The 16945-nt window shown below is 49.3% G+C and carries 18 protein-coding genes; 14 read left to right on the forward strand and 4 right to left on the reverse strand.

Features of this window, described 5'->3' with window-relative positions:
* Positions 1–15: 15 nt before the first annotated feature.
* The 3 genes from DXD92_RS12235 to DXD92_RS12245 form a co-directional block, all read right to left on the reverse strand.
* Positions 16–1401 carry an MATE family efflux transporter gene (locus DXD92_RS12235; protein ID WP_118640601.1) on the reverse strand — a complete coding sequence of 462 codons (1386 nt, stop codon included), beginning with the start codon at positions 1399–1401 and terminating at the stop codon, positions 16–18.
* A 129-nt stretch (positions 1402–1530) separates the two neighbouring features.
* Entirely contained in the window at positions 1531–2010 is a 480-nt protein-coding gene (locus DXD92_RS12240; protein ID WP_055267883.1) for a DUF6465 family protein, read from the reverse strand.
* 85 nt (positions 2011–2095) lie between these two features.
* On the reverse strand, positions 2096–3298 hold the full coding sequence (locus tag DXD92_RS12245; RefSeq protein WP_118640602.1) for an iron-containing alcohol dehydrogenase: 1203 nt from the start codon (positions 3296–3298) through the stop codon (positions 2096–2098).
* Positions 3299–3514: 216 nt separating this feature from the next.
* On the opposite strand from DXD92_RS12245, the gene DXD92_RS12250 reads away from it, so the two are divergent.
* Positions 3515–4516 carry a DnaJ C-terminal domain-containing protein gene (locus DXD92_RS12250; RefSeq protein WP_117804994.1) on the forward strand — a complete coding sequence of 334 codons (1002 nt, stop codon included), beginning with the start codon at positions 3515–3517 and terminating at the stop codon, positions 4514–4516.
* Between the two features lie 230 nt (positions 4517–4746).
* Positions 4747–5334: a 50S ribosomal protein L25 gene (locus DXD92_RS12255; RefSeq protein WP_118640603.1), complete on the forward strand. Its 588-nt coding sequence runs from the start codon at positions 4747–4749 to the stop codon at positions 5332–5334.
* A gap of 80 nt (positions 5335–5414) precedes the next feature.
* Here the strand turns inward: DXD92_RS12255 and DXD92_RS12260 are convergent, their stop codons facing one another.
* Positions 5415–6290 (reverse strand): YitT family protein, encoded by an 876-nt coding sequence (locus tag DXD92_RS12260; RefSeq protein ID WP_118640604.1) that lies wholly within the window; start codon positions 6288–6290, stop codon positions 5415–5417.
* A gap of 294 nt (positions 6291–6584) precedes the next feature.
* Here DXD92_RS12260 and DXD92_RS12265 point away from each other — a divergent pair, with 294 nt between their 5' ends.
* The 12 genes from DXD92_RS12265 (at position 6585) to nadD (ending at position 16937) form a co-directional block, all read left to right on the forward strand.
* Positions 6585–7631 carry a M42 family metallopeptidase gene (locus DXD92_RS12265; protein ID WP_055267893.1) on the forward strand — a complete coding sequence of 349 codons (1047 nt, stop codon included), beginning with the start codon at positions 6585–6587 and terminating at the stop codon, positions 7629–7631.
* A gap of 25 nt (positions 7632–7656) precedes the next feature.
* On the forward strand, positions 7657–9522 hold the full coding sequence (locus tag DXD92_RS12270; protein WP_118640605.1) for a TIGR03960 family B12-binding radical SAM protein: 1866 nt from the start codon (positions 7657–7659) through the stop codon (positions 9520–9522).
* The gene (locus DXD92_RS12275; RefSeq protein ID WP_117508951.1) at positions 9506–10213 is read left to right on the forward strand and encodes a TIGR03936 family radical SAM-associated protein; all 708 of its coding nucleotides are present in this window, start codon (positions 9506–9508) and stop codon (positions 10211–10213) included. The genes DXD92_RS12270 and DXD92_RS12275 overlap by 17 nt, the downstream gene beginning before the upstream one ends.
* Positions 10206–11405 carry a ribonuclease E/G gene (locus tag DXD92_RS12280; RefSeq protein WP_117508950.1) on the forward strand — a complete coding sequence of 400 codons (1200 nt, stop codon included), beginning with the start codon at positions 10206–10208 and terminating at the stop codon, positions 11403–11405. The genes DXD92_RS12275 and DXD92_RS12280 overlap by 8 nt, the downstream gene beginning before the upstream one ends.
* Before the next feature lie 27 nt (positions 11406–11432).
* Complete coding sequence (locus tag DXD92_RS12285) at positions 11433–12443, forward strand: type II CAAX endopeptidase family protein (RefSeq protein ID WP_158554948.1); 1011 nt, start codon at positions 11433–11435, stop codon at positions 12441–12443.
* Positions 12444–12599: 156 nt separating this feature from the next.
* On the forward strand, positions 12600–13475 hold the full coding sequence (locus DXD92_RS12290; protein WP_055267903.1) for a DegV family protein: 876 nt from the start codon (positions 12600–12602) through the stop codon (positions 13473–13475).
* Between the two features lie 116 nt (positions 13476–13591).
* Positions 13592–13897: a 50S ribosomal protein L21 gene (gene rplU, locus DXD92_RS12295; protein ID WP_022462906.1), complete on the forward strand. Its 306-nt coding sequence runs from the start codon at positions 13592–13594 to the stop codon at positions 13895–13897.
* A gap of 5 nt (positions 13898–13902) precedes the next feature.
* Entirely contained in the window at positions 13903–14223 is a 321-nt protein-coding gene (locus DXD92_RS12300; protein ID WP_055228163.1) for a ribosomal-processing cysteine protease Prp, read from the forward strand.
* Positions 14224–14227: 4 nt separating this feature from the next.
* Positions 14228–14518: a 50S ribosomal protein L27 gene (gene rpmA, locus DXD92_RS12305; RefSeq protein ID WP_022462904.1), complete on the forward strand. Its 291-nt coding sequence runs from the start codon at positions 14228–14230 to the stop codon at positions 14516–14518.
* 110 nt (positions 14519–14628) lie between these two features.
* On the forward strand, positions 14629–15927 hold the full coding sequence (gene obgE, locus DXD92_RS12310; protein WP_022462903.1) for a GTPase ObgE: 1299 nt from the start codon (positions 14629–14631) through the stop codon (positions 15925–15927).
* A 28-nt stretch (positions 15928–15955) separates the two neighbouring features.
* Positions 15956–16249 carry a ribosome assembly RNA-binding protein YhbY gene (yhbY, locus tag DXD92_RS12315; RefSeq protein WP_022462902.1) on the forward strand — a complete coding sequence of 98 codons (294 nt, stop codon included), beginning with the start codon at positions 15956–15958 and terminating at the stop codon, positions 16247–16249.
* A 67-nt stretch (positions 16250–16316) separates the two neighbouring features.
* Complete coding sequence (gene nadD / locus DXD92_RS12320) at positions 16317–16937, forward strand: nicotinate-nucleotide adenylyltransferase (protein WP_118640606.1); 621 nt, start codon at positions 16317–16319, stop codon at positions 16935–16937.
* Positions 16938–16945: the final 8 nt, after the last annotated feature.

The following is a 16945-nucleotide window of genomic DNA, read 5'->3' on the forward strand; positions in this document are numbered from 1 at the left end:
TTGATATGAGATTTTTTATGCTTTTTTTGTGTGCATCAGCCGTACCGCCTCTTCCCGCTGTTTCAGAATCTTCTGAATCGAAGTCCAGTAAACGATCATTGAGACAACCGGCCCGATCAGGTCGGAAATAGGTTCCACGTAGAAGATATTTTCCAGTGCAAAGAACCGCGGCAGAAGAAACAGAGCGGTAAAGTAGACGAATTTTCGGAAGAAGGAGAGTGCAAACGAATAGCGCACGCAGCCCATTGCAGTAAAGCCGTCTACAATCTCGTACTGAATGCCGAGCGGAATGACTGAGAGTGTCGAAATATGAATCGCGCGGACCACCATCGAGACGATCTGCGGATCGGAAGTAAAAAGCTGCGCAAACAGCGTTCCGGCGGTATTGGAGATGAGGAACATCAAGGTCGTAAATCCGGCACAGAGTGCGATGATGGTTTTCTGTGCCTCAAGAATACGCCTGGAATTTCCAGCTCCATAATTGTATGCGAGGATTGACTGCGTTCCGCCGCTGATTCCGCCGAGCGGTATCGTAATAATCAGCATAAAGCTCTGAACGATCGTTGCACAGGTGATGAAGCTGTCTCCCTGTCCGGCGGGTGCATATTGCTGCAGGACGGCGTTCATCGCAATGATCATCACATTGTCGATGGCAATGATTAGAAACGGAGTAAAACCGACTGTCAGAATGCGTTTCATGATCGCAAATGAATACCCGCCGAAGGTGATGCGGATTGGAATTGTCTTTCCGAACAGAATATGCAGCACATACATACAGCTTGCGATCTGGGAGAGCACGGTTGCAATTGCCGCGCCGCGCACGCCGAGATGCAGAACGAAGATAAACACAGGGTCCAGCAGCAGATTCAGGACGGCGCCTAGCAGAACAGATTTCATTCCCTCACTGGCAAAACCCTGGCAGATCACAAACTGGTTCAGGCCGGTCGATAAAAGCGCAAACACAGAGCCGGAAACGTAGATCATAAAATAGGCTCTGGCGTAAGGATACGTAACGGTGCTGGATCCGAATGCCATCAGCATCGGGCGGGTTAAAAAAAGCGCCGCGGCTGTCAGAATGAGGGACAGGGAAACAAGCATCAGAAACGCATTAGCCAGGATGCGGGATGCCTCTTTTTCATTTTTCTCTCCGAGCCGGATGCCGAGCAGCGGTGCGCCGCCGACCCCGATGAGGGAGGAGAACGCGCCGATCATGGTGAGAATGGGACCGCAGACGCCGACACCCGCGAGCGCCAGATCACCGACAGAGGCAATGTGGCCGATGTACATACGGTCTACAATGCTGTACAGAACACTCACGAACTGTGCCAGCATGCTCGGAAAAGCAATACGGGGAACCAGCTTTCCGATCGGGTCGGTTCCGAGATGGTTTACAGTTTTCATAGAAAAATACCTTGTCGTTTTTTAGGTTTGGGAACAGACAGCAAAAAACATGCCCGAAACAAAATCCGGAAGACTTTGTTTCGGACATGCCGCTTTTGGTCTGTTCTGATAGATCAGCTGACAGAAAAATTATTCAGCAAGAGTGGTCAGATCTACTTTGAAATCGTCAGATCCCTGTCCGTCTACGGTGTAGTAAGCTGCTCTCTGCTCTGCGTTCAGGTAGATTTTGATCTCGCCTTTTAATCCGTTTGCTTTTACTTCTTTTTTGATGACTGCTTCGAGGTCTTTCATAGATACTTTTGTCTCGAAGATCTCAAGAACGGTATCAGATACTTTTGTCATTTTACGTGGGGTTTTGGTTGCTTCTGCCATGGTTTCCGTGGTCTCCTTTTTTACTGTTTTTTTAACGGTTTCTTTTTTGGTTGCTTTTTTCGGCTCTTTTGCAGCTTCTGCTTTTCCTTCGGCTGCTTCTGTATGTAAGGTTTTTTCAGTCGTTGGTTTTACTTCTTTTGCCGGTGCCGCTGTCTTTACAACGGTTTCCGCTGTTTTTGCAGCTTCTGCAGCCTGCTGTTTCGCTTTGGCCATTTTTTTCATGGTTCTTTTATTCATTTTATTCACTCCTCTATGCGATATCTCTAATAAATTACCATGTTTTTTGCCTTCTGTCAAATTTAAATTCGAGAAAACAGCGGCTTTAGGATTGTACACGGCGGAGCACAGAAAAGATTTTTTCAGAATCCCAGATCTGCGGAACAGGGTAGGTGGGATTTGCTTCTTTTAAAGCACGGCGTGCTATTTCTGTGTAATCATTCGGCGAAAGGTGTGGCAGAGTGGATGGAATGTCAAATGAATCGCGCATAGCCTCGATAGCTGCAATCATCCGCTCAGCCTTTTCAGAAACGGTATCTCCGCCGAGAGAAAGCGCATCGGCGAGAACGGCAAGTTTAGGCACAATGCAGGAACCGTATTCGCGCAGAACAGCAGGCAGCAGAACCGCGTTGGCTCTTCCGTGCGGAATGTGGTACAGTGCACCGACGGCGTGAGCGATGGCATGGACGTAGCCGACAAAGTTGTTGGTAAAAGCGAAACCGGCCAGATACGATGCATGAAGCATTTCCTGCCGTGCGGCAAGACGGGAGCCGTCACGCCAGGCTTCGGGCAGGGCATGGAAATTTTCGCAGACTGCCTCGATGGATGCATTCTGCACGCTGCGGGAGGCGAAGAGGTTCAGAAAAGCTTCCATGGCATGGGTCAGGGCATCCATACCGGTATCTGCGGTCATAGAGGACGGGAGGCTGATCGTAAGACGCGGATCGAGAACTGCCGTATCCGGGATCAGACAGAGGTCATTGACGGCGTATTTGTATGGTTTCCCGTCGATACAGTCTGTGATGACAGCTGCCGCCGTTGCCTCCGAACCGGTTCCGGCTGTCGTCGGCACGGCAAACAGCGGCGGAAGTTTCCGACGGACTTTCAGGAGGCCCCGCATCGCAGGAACCGTCTTTTTCGGACAGCAGACGCGGGCACCGATCAGCTTTGCTGCATCGAGAACGGATCCGCCGCCGATGGCGAGGATAGCCTGAGCCTGAATCTGCTGATAAAGACGGAAACCCTGTTCCACGCTCTCAATCTGCGGATCCGGGGCGATTTCGGAGAAAATGGTGACGGAAATGTTTTCTTTTTTACAGCCATCCAGCAGAGACGTCAGTGTTCCGCGGCGGACAAAGCCGGGGGTAGTCACCAGGAGAATCCGGGAGATCCGGCGTTTCCGGAATAACGCGGGGAGCAGCAGAACGGCATCCGGTGCTGCAAGGAGTGTCTGTTTCTTATGCTCTGTCAGATGAAGAACGCGGCTCAACACCCACTGCCGGGTGCGGAACCAGAAAATGGAATGCATCAACCAAGTACCTCCATAAAAAATCGTGAGAATCGTATATCTCTTATTGTAACAGTGCACGGCAGGTTTTTCAATTCGTATAGGAATTTTGAATCTTCCGTGAAAAGAATTGACAGTGTGAAAAATACGTGTTATAGTACAAATAGAACAGACAAAAAGAGCCAGGAATTGTTCACCTGGGAAATCAGGAAAAGGCTTGACTGGAGGTGCCTGATGATGGAAACAAAGAGAGATTATTATGAAGTATTAGGCGTCAGCCGGAATGCAGACGAGAAAGAAATCAAGCGTGCATACCGGAAACTGGCGAAAAAATATCATCCCGATACGAATGCGGGAAACCCGGATGCGGAAAAGAAATTTAAGGAAGTGACAGAAGCGTATTCTGTCTTAAGCGATCCGGAAAAGAAGAAAATGTACGATCAGTTCGGATTCGCGGCGTTCGACCAGGGAGCCGGCGCGTACGGCCAGCAGGGCGGTGGAAATCCGTACGGCAGTGCGTATGGAAACCCGTTCGGCGGAAGCGGAAACAACGGCGGCTATCACGAATTTCACTTTGAAGGAAACGCGGACGATATGTTCGGCGATTTCTTTGATCAGATGTTTCATGGCAAAAGCCGTGGATTCGGAAGCGAGCGGTATACGCGTTCGGGAAGCAGCAGACATCCGTTTGAAGATGCATTTTCCGGCCGCGGTACGGCAGAGGATCTCGATCTGCACGCTGAGGTTTCGATCCGCCTGGAGGAAGCGGCATCGGGCTGTGAAAAACAGATTACCCTGCGGAATCCGGATGGAACGACCAATACGCTGCTGGTTAAAATCCCGGCCGGTATCGAGAGCGGAAAGAGCATCCGTCTGCGCGGCAAAGGCCATACAGGATCAAACGGCCGCCGCGGCGATCTGATTTTGAAGGTCAATGTAGAAGAAAAGAAAGGCTTTGAACGGCGCGGAATGGACATCTACACGACGATTCAGATTCCATACACAACGGCAGTCTTTGGCGGTGAAGCGCGTGTCTCGACACTGTACGGAGATGTGGTCTGCAAAATCAAGGAAGGAACACAGTCCGGCAGTAAGCTCCGTCTGCGCGGCAAGGGCATGGTATCGATGAAAGATGCGAACGTGCACGGTGATCATTATGCGACGATTGAGATTGCTGTACCGCGCAGTCTGAACCGCACAGCACGCCAGAAACTGATGGAATATAAGGAAGCGTGCTGAAAATGTGAAGAAACTGTGAAATCGGAAAATCCGGGTTGACAAATCGTGTTTGTGGTATTATATTACATCTAGAACAAAGAAAAGGAATCAACAAGAAACCAATTCTTCCTTGCATGTTCCCAAACATCCTGTTCCAAGAAACTTATTCATAGCCACAAGGCAAAGCAAACTTAACACCCTTCACAAGATAAGAAGCCTGCTAAGAATCAGATTTTTGGAGGAAAAGGTAAATGAATACTTTAAAAGCTGAAAAGAGAAGTTTGGATGTAAAAGCAAAAAGACTCAGAAGAGAAGGATACGTTGTCGGCAATGTATTCGGCAGAGAGATGAAAGAATCCATTCCAGTTAAGATGGTAAAAAGAGATGTCGAGAAACTGCTGAAGACAGACCACAAAGGCAGCCAGATTATGCTGGATGTTGACGGAACCGTATACGATGTCCTGATCAAAAATGTTGATTATAACCCGGTAGCCGGACAGATCGATTCGATCGAGTTCCAGGCACTGGTCAGCAACGAGAAAGTTCATTCCGTTGCAGAGATTGTCCTTGTAAACCATGAAAAGATCGCAGAAGGCGTTCTGCAGGAGGATCTGAACGAGGTTGCCTACATGGCATACCCGGCATCCCTGGTCGATCAGGTAATGGTCGATGTCGGAGGGATGAAGATCGGTGATGTCATCCGCGTCAAAGATCTGTCCCTGGCCGCTGACCCGGATATCACCATAAAGACCAATCCGGAATCCATTGTCGTAAGTCTGATGGCTTCCCACAACGTAGAAGCACCGGCAGAAGATACCGAAGAAGCAGAAGAGAAATAAACAGAATAAGCACATACAAAGAAATCCGAAGGCGTCAAAAACCTTCGGATTTTTTGCGTGAAAAATATGGTTTGAATCGATCAGATATAACTCATGAAGCCTTTTCCGATAATTTCGCTGCTCTTTGTGATCGCAATAAACGCGGTCGGCTCGGTATCATGAATAAACCGCTGAAGATAGACGGCCTGCTTGACATCCACAACCGTGAGAATGACTGTCCGCTGCTGGTCGGAGTAAGCGCCGACGGCGTCGTAAAGGGTTGCGCTGTGATTGAGATCCTTTGTGATGAAATCGCAGATCGGCTGCGGATTGTTGGAGATAATCGTAAAAAATTTATTCAGCTTCATCCGCTCAATCGTTTTGTCAATCAGCAGTGTTTTCGCTATCAGACCGAGAACCGAACAAAGTCCGGTTAAGGTATCGAAAATCAGGAAAGCAAGGATGACAACGATGAGGTCGGTCACCAGCAGGGCAGTGGAAATATTCATTGTAGAATATTTTTTAATAATCATGGCGATGATGTCTGTGCCGCCGCCGGAGGCATTCTCAAAAAACAGCAGTGCTGCCGCCAGTGCCGGAAGAATAATGGCAAAGCAGAGCTCCAGCATGATCTCATCGGTAATCGGATGTGCCATAGGAAACAGCTTTTCAAAAATGTTCAGAAGAACCGAGGAAAGCACGGTCACGTAGGCTGTCTTGACGCCGAAGTTCCGCCCCAGCACAGCAAAACCAACCAGCAGAAGCAGCAGGTTGATAAAAAGGTTGATCTGCGAGGCAGTGAACGGAAGAAACCGGCAGATGACAACGGCCATACCGGATACACCGCCGAAAGAAAAATTATTGGGGAATTTAAAAACATAAATTCCAATGTCCATGATCAGAACAGCTGCGGTAATGACAGCATATTCTTTTAACGTTTGTAATGCAGGCTGCGATGCCTGTTCTTTTGTGTCCATTTTTTTGCTCCTTTATTTGAATTTGAGGCGACCTTTATTTTATTATAGAAGAAACTTTTTTGAATAACAGCTAATAATGTATCCCCCTCTTCAAACATAGCATGGCATATGGTAGTTTGTCCAGTTACATTTTCCTTATTTCCATTTTTCCGTTTTCCGATGGTTGTATCCAATTTATTTCTGTGGTATGATGAAGGGCAGGATCTTTTTTCGGAAAGAAAAAAATCTGCAGTTTCTGTTTCAAAATGTTTCGAAAAAAGAAGAAAAAACAGAAACAAAAATGGAGGAAGAAACATGAAAAATACAAAGGTTTATGTTGATTTTATAACAGAGAAACTGAAAAAACTGCTCTCCATCGACAGCCCGACCGGCTACACGAAAGATGCCATTGCATGGCTGAAAGCAGAGTACGAAGCGATGGGCTATGCGCCGGTGATCACCACAAAGGGCGGCCTTCTGGTGCAGCTTGCCAAAGGCTGTGAAGGAAACGGCGGTGTCCTTGTGGAGACACATACCGATACGCTCGGCGGCATGGTAGCGGAAGTGAAAGGAAACGGCCGTCTTCGTCTCACCGCGCTCGGCGGTATGAATCCGAACAATGCGGAGACGGAAAACTGCGTTGTCATCACAAGAGACGGAAAACGGTACGAGGGCTGCTTCCAGATGAACAACCCGTCGATCCATGTCAACGGTTCCTACGACCAGCAGGACCGCACCTACGACAATATGGAGGTCGTTCTGGATGAGATGGTCTTCTCCAAAGAGGAGACAAAGGCGCTCGGCATCGAGACCGGTGATATCGTCTGCTTTGAGACGAGAACCCGCATCACGGAGAAGGGCTACATCAAGAGCCGTTTTCTCGATGATAAACTGAGCGTTGCAATCCTGCTCGGCTATGCGAAGTATTTAAAAGAAGAAAACGTAACACTGTCCCGCCCGGTTTATCAGCATATCACTGTATATGAGGAGGTCGGCCACGGCGGATCTGCTTCCGTTCCGGAGGGTGTAACAGATATCCTTTCCGTTGATATGGGCTGTGTCGGCGACGGACTGGAGTGTAAAGAGCATCAGGTATCCATCTGCGTCAAAGACAGCGGCGGCCCTTACAGCTACGATTTTACCGGCGAGCTGATTGCGGCAGCAAAAGCAAACGGAATCGACTATGCGGCGGATGTTTACCCGCACTACGGATCTGACGTGGAGGCAACGCTCCGCGGCGGCGCAGACGCACGCCATGCCCTGATCGGCGCCGGTGTGTACGCATCCCATGGATATGAGAGAAGCCATGTGGACGGCGTGAAGAATACGCTGGAACTGCTTGCGGCGTATCTGGACAAATAAAAATAAGAACAAGTGAGAGAATTGCATGAGAAAATTAGCATTGCCAGAAGAAGTGCTGCTCCAGATTGAGCAGCCTGCGCGATACATTGGAAATGAATTCAACAGTGTCGTAAAAGACAAAGAGAAAGTAGCCCTGCGCGGCGCATTCCTGTTCCCGGATGTGTATGAGATCGGTATGTCCCACCTTGGCATTCAGATCCTGTACGATATGTTCAACAAACGCGAGGACATGTGGTGCGAGCGAGTTTATTCCCCATGGCCGGATCTGGACCGCGTGATGCGTGAACAGAACATTCCGCTGTTCGGCCTGGAATCCCAGGAACCGGTGAAAAACGAGGATTTCCTGTTTATCACCCTGCAGTATGAGATGTGTTATACGAACGTTCTGCAGGCGCTCGACCTTGCCGGAATCCCGCTGCATGCGGTGGAGCGTACCGACGAGGACCCGATCGTCATCGGCGGCGGCCCGTGTACGTATAACCCGGAGCCGATCGCTCCGTTCTTCGACCTGTTTTACATCGGAGAGGGTGAGGTTGTGTACGACCAGCTTTTCGACACGTATCTGGAAAATAAAAAGAACGGCGGAACCCGTCAGGATTTCCTGAAAAAGGCATGCCGAATCCCTGGTATTTACGTACCGCAGTTTTATGAAGTAACGTACCACGAGGACGGAACGATCGCGGCCTTTACGCCGTCCATTCCGGAAGCACCGGAAAAGATCAAAAAACAGCTCGTCATGGATATGACCGAGGCAACGTATCCGGAGAAACCGGTCGTGCCGTTTATCAAGGCAACACAGGACCGTGTCGTTCTGGAGATCCAGCGCGGCTGTATCCGCGGCTGCCGTTTCTGCCAGGCGGGTATGGTGTACCGTCCGACAAGAGAGCGCGATGTGGAGAAGTTAAAAGAACTTGCGACCCATATGCTGCGCAATACCGGCCACGATGAGATTTCGTTGAGTTCTTTGAGCTCGAGTGATTACAGCCATCTTCCGGAGCTTGTCAACTATCTGATCGACAGCTGCCCGGAAAAAGGTGTCAATATTTCCCTTCCGTCTCTTCGAATCGACGCATTTTCCCTCGATGTCATGAGCAAGGTACAGGATATCAAAAAGAGCAGCCTGACCTTCGCACCGGAGGCGGGAAGCCAGCGGATGCGGAATGTTATTAATAAAGGTCTGACCGAGGAAGTCATTCTCGACGGAGCCGGAAAAGCGTTTGAGGGCGGCTGGAATAAAGTAAAACTGTATTTCATGCTGGGCCTTCCGACCGAGACCGAGGATGATATCAAAGGAATTGCGCATCTGGCGGAAAAGATCGCAGAGCGTTACTATGAGATTCCGAAAGACCAGAGAAACGGAAAATGCCAGATTACGGCAAGCTCCTCGTTCTTTATCCCGAAGCCGTTCACCCCGTTCCAGTGGGCACCGATGAACACGGAGAGGGAGTTTCTTGACAAAGCGGCGATTGTAAAGGCAGAGGTCCGCGCACAGCTGAATCAGAAGAGCATCCGTTACATTTATCATGAGGCAGATATTTCCCTTCTGGAGGGATTCCTTGCACGCGGTGACCGGAAATGTGCCGAAGTTATTGAAAAAGCGTACAGAAAAGGTGCTATTTTCGATGCCTGGTCCGAGTATTTCCGGAAAGATGCCTGGGAAGAAGCGTTTGCAGAGACCGGCATTGACGTTTCGTTCTATGCCTGCCGTGGGCGCAGCACCGATGAGATCCTTCCGTGGGATTTCCTTGATATCGGCGTGACGAAAAAATTCCTGATCCGCGAATGGGAGCGGGCACAGAAAGAAACCGTTACCCCGAACTGTAAGATGCAGTGTTCCGGCTGCGGAGCAAAATCATTCGGAGGAGGTGTCTGCTATGAAAATCAGAATTAAGTTTGCCAAAACAGGTGTGATGAAATTTGTGGGTCATCTGGATGTGATGCGTTACTTCCAGAAAGCAATCCGCCGTGCAGAACTTCCGATCGCTTATTCCGAGGGCTTCAGCCCGCACATGCTGCTGTCGTTTGCTTCTCCGCTCGGTGTCGGCATCAGCAGCACCGGTGAATATTTCGATATGGTGCTCGCGGAAGATATGAAAACCGACGAGATTGTAAAACGTCTGAATGCGACGATGGTTGAGGGAATGGAAGTGCTTTCCGCCCGCCATGTGCCGGATGGAAAAGCAAGCAAGGCAATGTCTCTCGTAGCAGGAGCCGATTATCTCGTGCAGTTCCGCGAGGGAAAAATGCCGGAGATTGATCTGGAAACGAAAGTACCGGTGTTTTTTGCACTTCCGCAGATTGAGATCATGCGAAAGACAAAACGAAGCGAAAAGCTGACCGATATCCGCCCATGGATTTACGATATGAAAGCAAAGAAAAGCGGTGTCTGGATGCAGCTCTCCACCGGAAGTGTTTCGAACCTGAAACCGGAGCTCGTGATGGAAGCGTTCTGCAAATGGTGCGGGGTTGAACTGCCGCCGTTTGCATACACGATTCTGCGCGAGGAAGTTTACGCAGACATCGGAACGGAAGAAGAGCGAAAGCTGGTTCCGCTGGAAGCATTAGGAGAAGAAGTTGAGTAAACGAGTTGTCATTGCCCATCTGCCGTGGGAGGGAAAAGATTACCTGGTACACACGCTGGTGGAAGGAGAAAAACCGGTCGAACTGACGGCCCTCTGCAGGGAGAAGGAAACGCTGCTTGGCAATATCTATGTCGGCCGGGTGGAAAAACTGGCGCCCGGGATCCGCGGGGCATTTGTCTCGTTTGCGGAGCAGCAGAGCTGTTTTCTTGATCTGTCCCGTGTAAAAGAAGGGTATCTTCTGAAAAAAGCACCGGGAACGGAACTGCATGTCGGAGATGAAATTGTCGTGCAGATCCAGCGGGAAGCGCAGAAAACGAAGCTTCCGTCGGCGACAGCAGAACTTTCTCTTTCGGGAAGTGCCCTGGCGCTCTATTATGGAAAGCCGGAAATCTCATGCTCGGGACGCCTTCTGCCGGAGCAGAAAAAACGGTTAAAAGAACTGGGAAGCCGGATGTTTCCAGAGCTTTCCGGCGGAAGCCTTCCGTTTGGCGTGATCTTCCGCACCGCATCCGCTGATGCTTCGGAAGAAGAGATCCGGCAGGAATATCTCGAGCTGTCCGAAAAACTCGCGCGGATTGTCCAGTATGGAACGATGCGGAGCCTGTACTCCTGCCTGTATCGGGCGTCAGATGCCGTGCCGGAGCTCGTCAAACGGTATGCACCGTCAGTTTCAGAACTTGTGACAGATGACAGAGAAACGTATGAGATCTGCAGAGAATATCTGGAGCGCCATGATTTTCACGACTGCCGCCTGACCTGGTATGAGGATCAGCTTACCACACTGACAAAGAAAGAAAATCTCGAAAATCACGTAAAACAGGCACTCGACAAACGTGTGGATCTGCCTTCCGGCGGATTCCTCGTGATCGAACCGACCGAAGCGCTGACCGCGATCGATGTGAACAGCGGAAAGCAGCTCGGCGGACGGAAAAATACGTTTCTGTACAGCGTAAACCAGGAGGCAGCCCGCGAAATCGCCCGCCAGATCCGCCTGCGCGGGATTTCCGGTCTGATCCTGGTTGACTTTATCAACATGCCGGAAAAAGAGCAGGAGGAGCGCCTTCTCGGCTTCCTGCAGGGTCTTGTGCGGGAAGATCCCGTTCCGACCAAAGTTGTGGATATGACGGCGCTTCATCTCGTGGAACTGACGAGAAAGAAAATCCGCCGGCCGCTGGCAGAACAGATGAAATGACAGTGACCTTACAAAGGAGGAATGAATATGGAACCACAAAAGAAACCGATTCACCTCAATGAAAATGATACCCCATATCTTTACGAACCCTTTCGAAACCAGATGCCGGCAAAACGGCCGCATCCGGCGGAAAAAGAAAAGATACTGAAACCATGGCAGGGCCTGCTTGTGTTTGCCTTTCTGATGGTTCTTTTTAATCTCGCCGGAATCCCGCTGGTTCTTGCAGGAGGGATGTATGGAAATGCGCTGGACGAGATCATTGTATTCCTGATCGGATCCATTCTCGTCGTACGGGCACTTCATATTCCGTTAAAAGAAGTGTTCCCATTAAAAAAGCCGGATGGAGCCGGAATCCTCGGAACCATTCTGATGTGGTATGTGACGTACCGCGGTGTGCTTGCCCTTTTCCTTCTGATGGAATGGATTTTCCCGCAGGAATACGCAAGCCTCTCGGAATCCATGGACAGCAGTATGGCGGGCCTTTCCTGTTTCGGCGAGCTGCTTGTCGTTGCGCTGACACCGGCCATCTGTGAAGAAGCACTGCACCGCGGTCTTCTGCAGTACAGCCTGCGCGGAATCAAAAAGAAATGGGTGATGTTGCTTCTGATGGGCGTTTATTTTGGCGCTTTCCACATGAGCATCGTCCGTTTTCTTCCGATGATGATGATGGGAATCGTTCTCTCGTATGTGCGGATGAAGACCGACAACATGTTTTACAGCTCGCTGTTTCATTTCGTCCATAACGCATCGACGATTGTGGCGAGCATTGCGGCAAGCTTCCTCTATATGTTCTCGCAGGGGAACGCAGCAGCAGGCAGCGGATACGCAACGGAAACGTACATCGGCATGTATCTGATCGAAGCGGCGCTGATGCCGATCGGTCTTTATATGGGAAGCCGTCTTCTGATGTACCAGCAGACAAAAAGCGAAGGATTTTTCCCGAAGGAGAGAAGAAAAAAGACCATTGCAAAAATCGTAATTCCGACCATTCTGCTGATCCTTGGCGGACTGTTTTTCCTTGGTATTGGTATGATGTAAAAAGAATCAAAAGCAGTTTGGGCAATTTTGCAGAAATGTCCAAGCCGGGTAGAAAACAGGTACGATTTATGATAGAATAACAGCAAATCAAGCGTTACACGATATTACAGAAAGGAAAAGCTGTTTCTCTAACAAGAGACAGCAGGAATAAGAACTATGGCAAGAACAGCTATTGCTACCGACAGCAACAGCGGTATTACACAGAGTCAGGCGAAAGAGCTGGGCGTTTTTGTCCTTCCGATGCCTTTCTTCATGCGCGGAAAAATCCAGTTTGAGGATATCGACCTGACACAGGAACAGTTTTACGAGATTCTGGCAGAGGATGCGGCTGTTTCCACATCTCAGCCGTCTCCGGGAGATCTGATGGATTTCTGGAACAAAATTCTCGAAGAGTACGATGACATTGTTTACATTCCGATGTCAAGCGGCCTTTCCACCTCCTGTGATACAGCGACCGTGCTGTCCGAGGACTACGAAGGAAAAGTGCAGGTTGTCAACAACCAGAGAATCTCCGTTACGCAGCAGCAGTCTGTTCTGGATGCAAAGAAAATGGCAAACCGCGGCGTGGCAGCAAAAGACATCAAAGCAATTCTGGAAGAGGATGCGCTGGATGCAAGTATCTATATTATGGTAGATACGTTAAAATACCTGAAAAAAGGCGGCCGCGTTACGCCGGCAGCAGCCATGATCGGAACCGTTTTAAATATCAAACCGGTGCTGACGATCCAGGGAGAGAAGCTTGACGCGTTTGAAAAAGCGCGCGGTGTGAAACAGGCAAAGAAAGCCATGATCAAGGCTATGAAAAAAGATATGGACAAACGCTTCGCAAAAGAGCGTGCAGCCGGCATCATGGGACTTCACATTGCCTATACCGCAAACGACAAAGAAGTAATCGATGGATGGATTGTCGAAGTAAAAGAAGCCTTCCCGGATTTTGAAGTCGATGCGCATCCACTGTCCTTAAGCGTTGCCTGCCACATCGGACCTGGCGCACTGGCAATTGCATGTGAAAAAAAATCTGCAATTTCCTGAAAAATACTATTGACAAACAGCAGACGTGATGATATATTGTAGAAGTATGCCGCACAGAGAGGTAAAAGAGTCGAAAGACCACCGAATCTGGCGAGTAATTGATAGGGAGGTGCCATATGTACGCAATTATTGCAACAGGTGGTAAACAGTACAAGGTAGCTGAAGGCGATGTTATCCGAGTAGAGAAACTTGGCGTTGAAGCTGGAGAAACCGTAACTTTTGATCAGGTACTTGCAGTAAGCAATGACGGACTGAAAGTTGGCGAGGACGTTAAAAATGCATCCGTAACCGCATCTGTAGTTGGAAACGGTAAAGGCAAAAAAGTTATCGTTTACAAGTATAAGAGAAAAACTGGTTATCATAAGAAAAACGGTCACAGACAGCAGTACACTGAAGTGAAGATTGAAAAAATCAACGCTTAAGTCTTATGATTTGTATAACCGTAACAGAGTCTGACGGCGAGTACATCTCCGTGGAGTCAAACGGTCATGCAGGCTATGCAGAGGAAGGGCAGGATATCATCTGTGCCGCTGTCTCCGCATTGATTGTAAACACCGTAAATTCCGTGGAAACATTGACAGAGGATCTGATTATAAGTGAGGCTGGAGATGGATACGTGTATTTTTCATTCCCGAATGGGTATTCTGAAAGTACCGCACTTCTTGTAAAATCACTTTTGCTGGGCCTCGAAAGTATCCGCCGCGATTATGGAGCACAATACTTAGAGATCGCATTCAAGGAGGTGTAATACCATGTTAAATATGAACCTTCAGATTTTCGCTCATAAAAAAGGAGTTGGTTCTACCAAGAACGGTAGAGATTCCGAGTCCAAGAGATTAGGAGCAAAAAGAGCTGACGGACAGGTTGTAAAGGCTGGAAACATTCTTTACAGACAGCGTGGAACCAAGATTCATCCAGGCGTGAACGTAGGAATCGGAAAAGACGATACCTTATTCGCTATGGTTGACGGACGCGTAGCTTTCGAAAGAAAAGGACGTGACAAAAAACAGGTTTCCGTATATCCGGTAGCAACAGAAGAGTAAGACAAAGGTGCGGCTTCAAATCTTAAGAGGTTTGAAGCCGTTTTTGTTAATAATAATTAAAGGTCCAGCAGACCGATTTGGATTTAGATAAAACAAGACAGGAGAATACCATGTTTGCAGACAGAGCAAAAATTCTGATCCGCTCCGGTAAGGGCGGAGACGGACATGTCAGTTTCCGCAGAGAGCTTTTTGTACCGAACGGCGGGCCGGACGGCGGCGATGGCGGCAAAGGCGGAGACGTTATTTTTGAAGTTGACGAAGGACTGAATACACTGGTTGATTACCGCCACAGAAGAAAGTTTTCTGCTACCGACGGCGAGCCGGGCGGAAAACGCAGATGCCATGGCGGAAACGGCGCAGATATTGTCCTGAAAGTACCGGAAGGAACCGTCATTATGGACGCTGCGAGCGGAAAAGTCATCGCAGATATGTCCGGTGAAAACCGCCGTCAGGTTGTATTAAAAGGCGGAAAAGGCGGAAACGGAAATATGCATTACGCAACCGCTACCATGCAGGTTCCGAAATACGCCCAGCCAGGCCAGCCGGCACAGGAGCTGGAAGTAAGAATGGAACTGAAAGTCATCGCGGACGTCGGACTCGTCGGCTTCCCGAACGTTGGAAAATCGACCCTTCTTTCCCGTGTGACAAATGCAGAACCGAAAATCGCAAATTATCACTTTACCACACTTTCCCCGAACCTCGGTGTCGTAGACCTTGAGGGCTGCAGCGGATTTGTTATCGCAGATATCCCGGGACTGATCGAGGGTGCATCGGAAGGAGTCGGCCTCGGCCATGAATTCCTGCGCCACATCGAGAGAACCCGCGTGATGATCCATGTAGTAGACGTTGCATCGACCGAGGGAAGAGATCCGGTGGATGATATCAACAAGATCAACAAAGAGCTCGAAGCCTATAACCCGGAGATCGCAAAACGCCCGCAGATCATCGCGGCCAATAAGACCGATGCGATCTATGTAGAAGAGGGCGAAGAGGATCCGGTGGAACGTCTGAAAAAAGAGTTCGAGCCGAAAGGCATCCCGGTTTATCCGATTTCTGCCGTCAGCGGAAAAGGCTTAAAAGAGCTTTTATATGCCGTACAGAAAAAACTCGATGAGCTTCCGAAAGAGCGTATGGTCTTCGAGCAGGAATTCTTCCCGGAGGATATGCTTCTTGCCGAGAACCTGCCGTACACCGTCGAGCAGGACCCGGAGGACGAGCACCGCTTCATCATCGAGGGACCGAAGATCGAGAAAATGCTCGGCTACACCAATCTGGATTCCGAGAAAGGTTTTGCTTTCTTCCAGCGGTTCTTAAAAGATACCGGTATCTTAGACGAACTCGAGCAGGCCGGCATCCAGGAAGGCGATACCGTCAAGATGTATGGATTTGAATTTGATTATTATAAATAGAACGAATAAATAACGAAGGAGGAGACGTATGACCAGCAAGCAGAGAGCATACCTGAAAGGCCTTGCCATGACCATGGAACCGATCCTGCAGGTAGGAAAAAGCAGCATCACGCCGGAGCATACCGCTGCTGTAGCAGAGGCACTTGAGGCGAGAGAACTAATTAAAATCAATGTACTGCAGAACTGCCTCGATGATCCAAGAGAGATCGCAGAAGTTCTGGCAGAACGCACCAATTCCCAGGTCGTACAGGTGATCGGCAAAAAGATCGTGCTGTACAAAGAGGGCAAAAAAGAGAAAAAGAAAATTCAGCTTCCGAAATAATCCGCAGGAAAGAACCGCCGGGACCGGAGCATACCGCTGCAGTTCCGGCGCTTTTTGAGGAAAACGTATGGAAAAGAAAAACAGAAAAATTGGCATTATGGGAGGCACATTCGATCCCATTCATATCGGTCATCTGATCCTTGGCGAGGCGGCGTACGAGCAGTTCGGGCTTGATGAAGTCTGGTTTCTTCCGGCCGGAAATCCGCCACATAAGCGGAACCGGGCGGGACAGGCAAAGGATGCACAGCGTGTCGAGATGGTGCGCCGTGCCATCGCATCCAATCCGCATTTTGTGCTCTGCACCAAAGAGATGAAAGATGAGGGCTATACCTACAGTTATCGGACGCTTGAGGCGATGCGGAAGGAACATCCGGGCACGGAGTTTTACTTTATCATTGGAGCGGATTCCCTGTTCTATTTTGATGAGTGGAAAAATCCAGAGCGGATCTGCGCCGCGGCAAAGATCCTTGTGGCGACCAGGGATCTGGCAAAAGAGGAAGAGCTTCTGGCCTGTATGGAACGAAATGCAGAAAAACTTCACGGTACCTTTCTGAAACTCGACACACCGAATCTGGATGTTTCTTCCCACGAACTGCGGGAATGGATCCGGGAAGGAAAATCCGTGAAATACTATCTGCCGGATTCTGTGATTTCCTACATTCAGGAGCAGAAAATCTATCAGGATTAGAGGAAGAG

It is taken from the genome of Blautia sp. TM10-2, assembly GCF_003480845.1.
Taxonomy (GTDB): Bacteria; Bacillota; Clostridia; order Lachnospirales; family Lachnospiraceae; genus Fusicatenibacter; species Fusicatenibacter saccharivorans.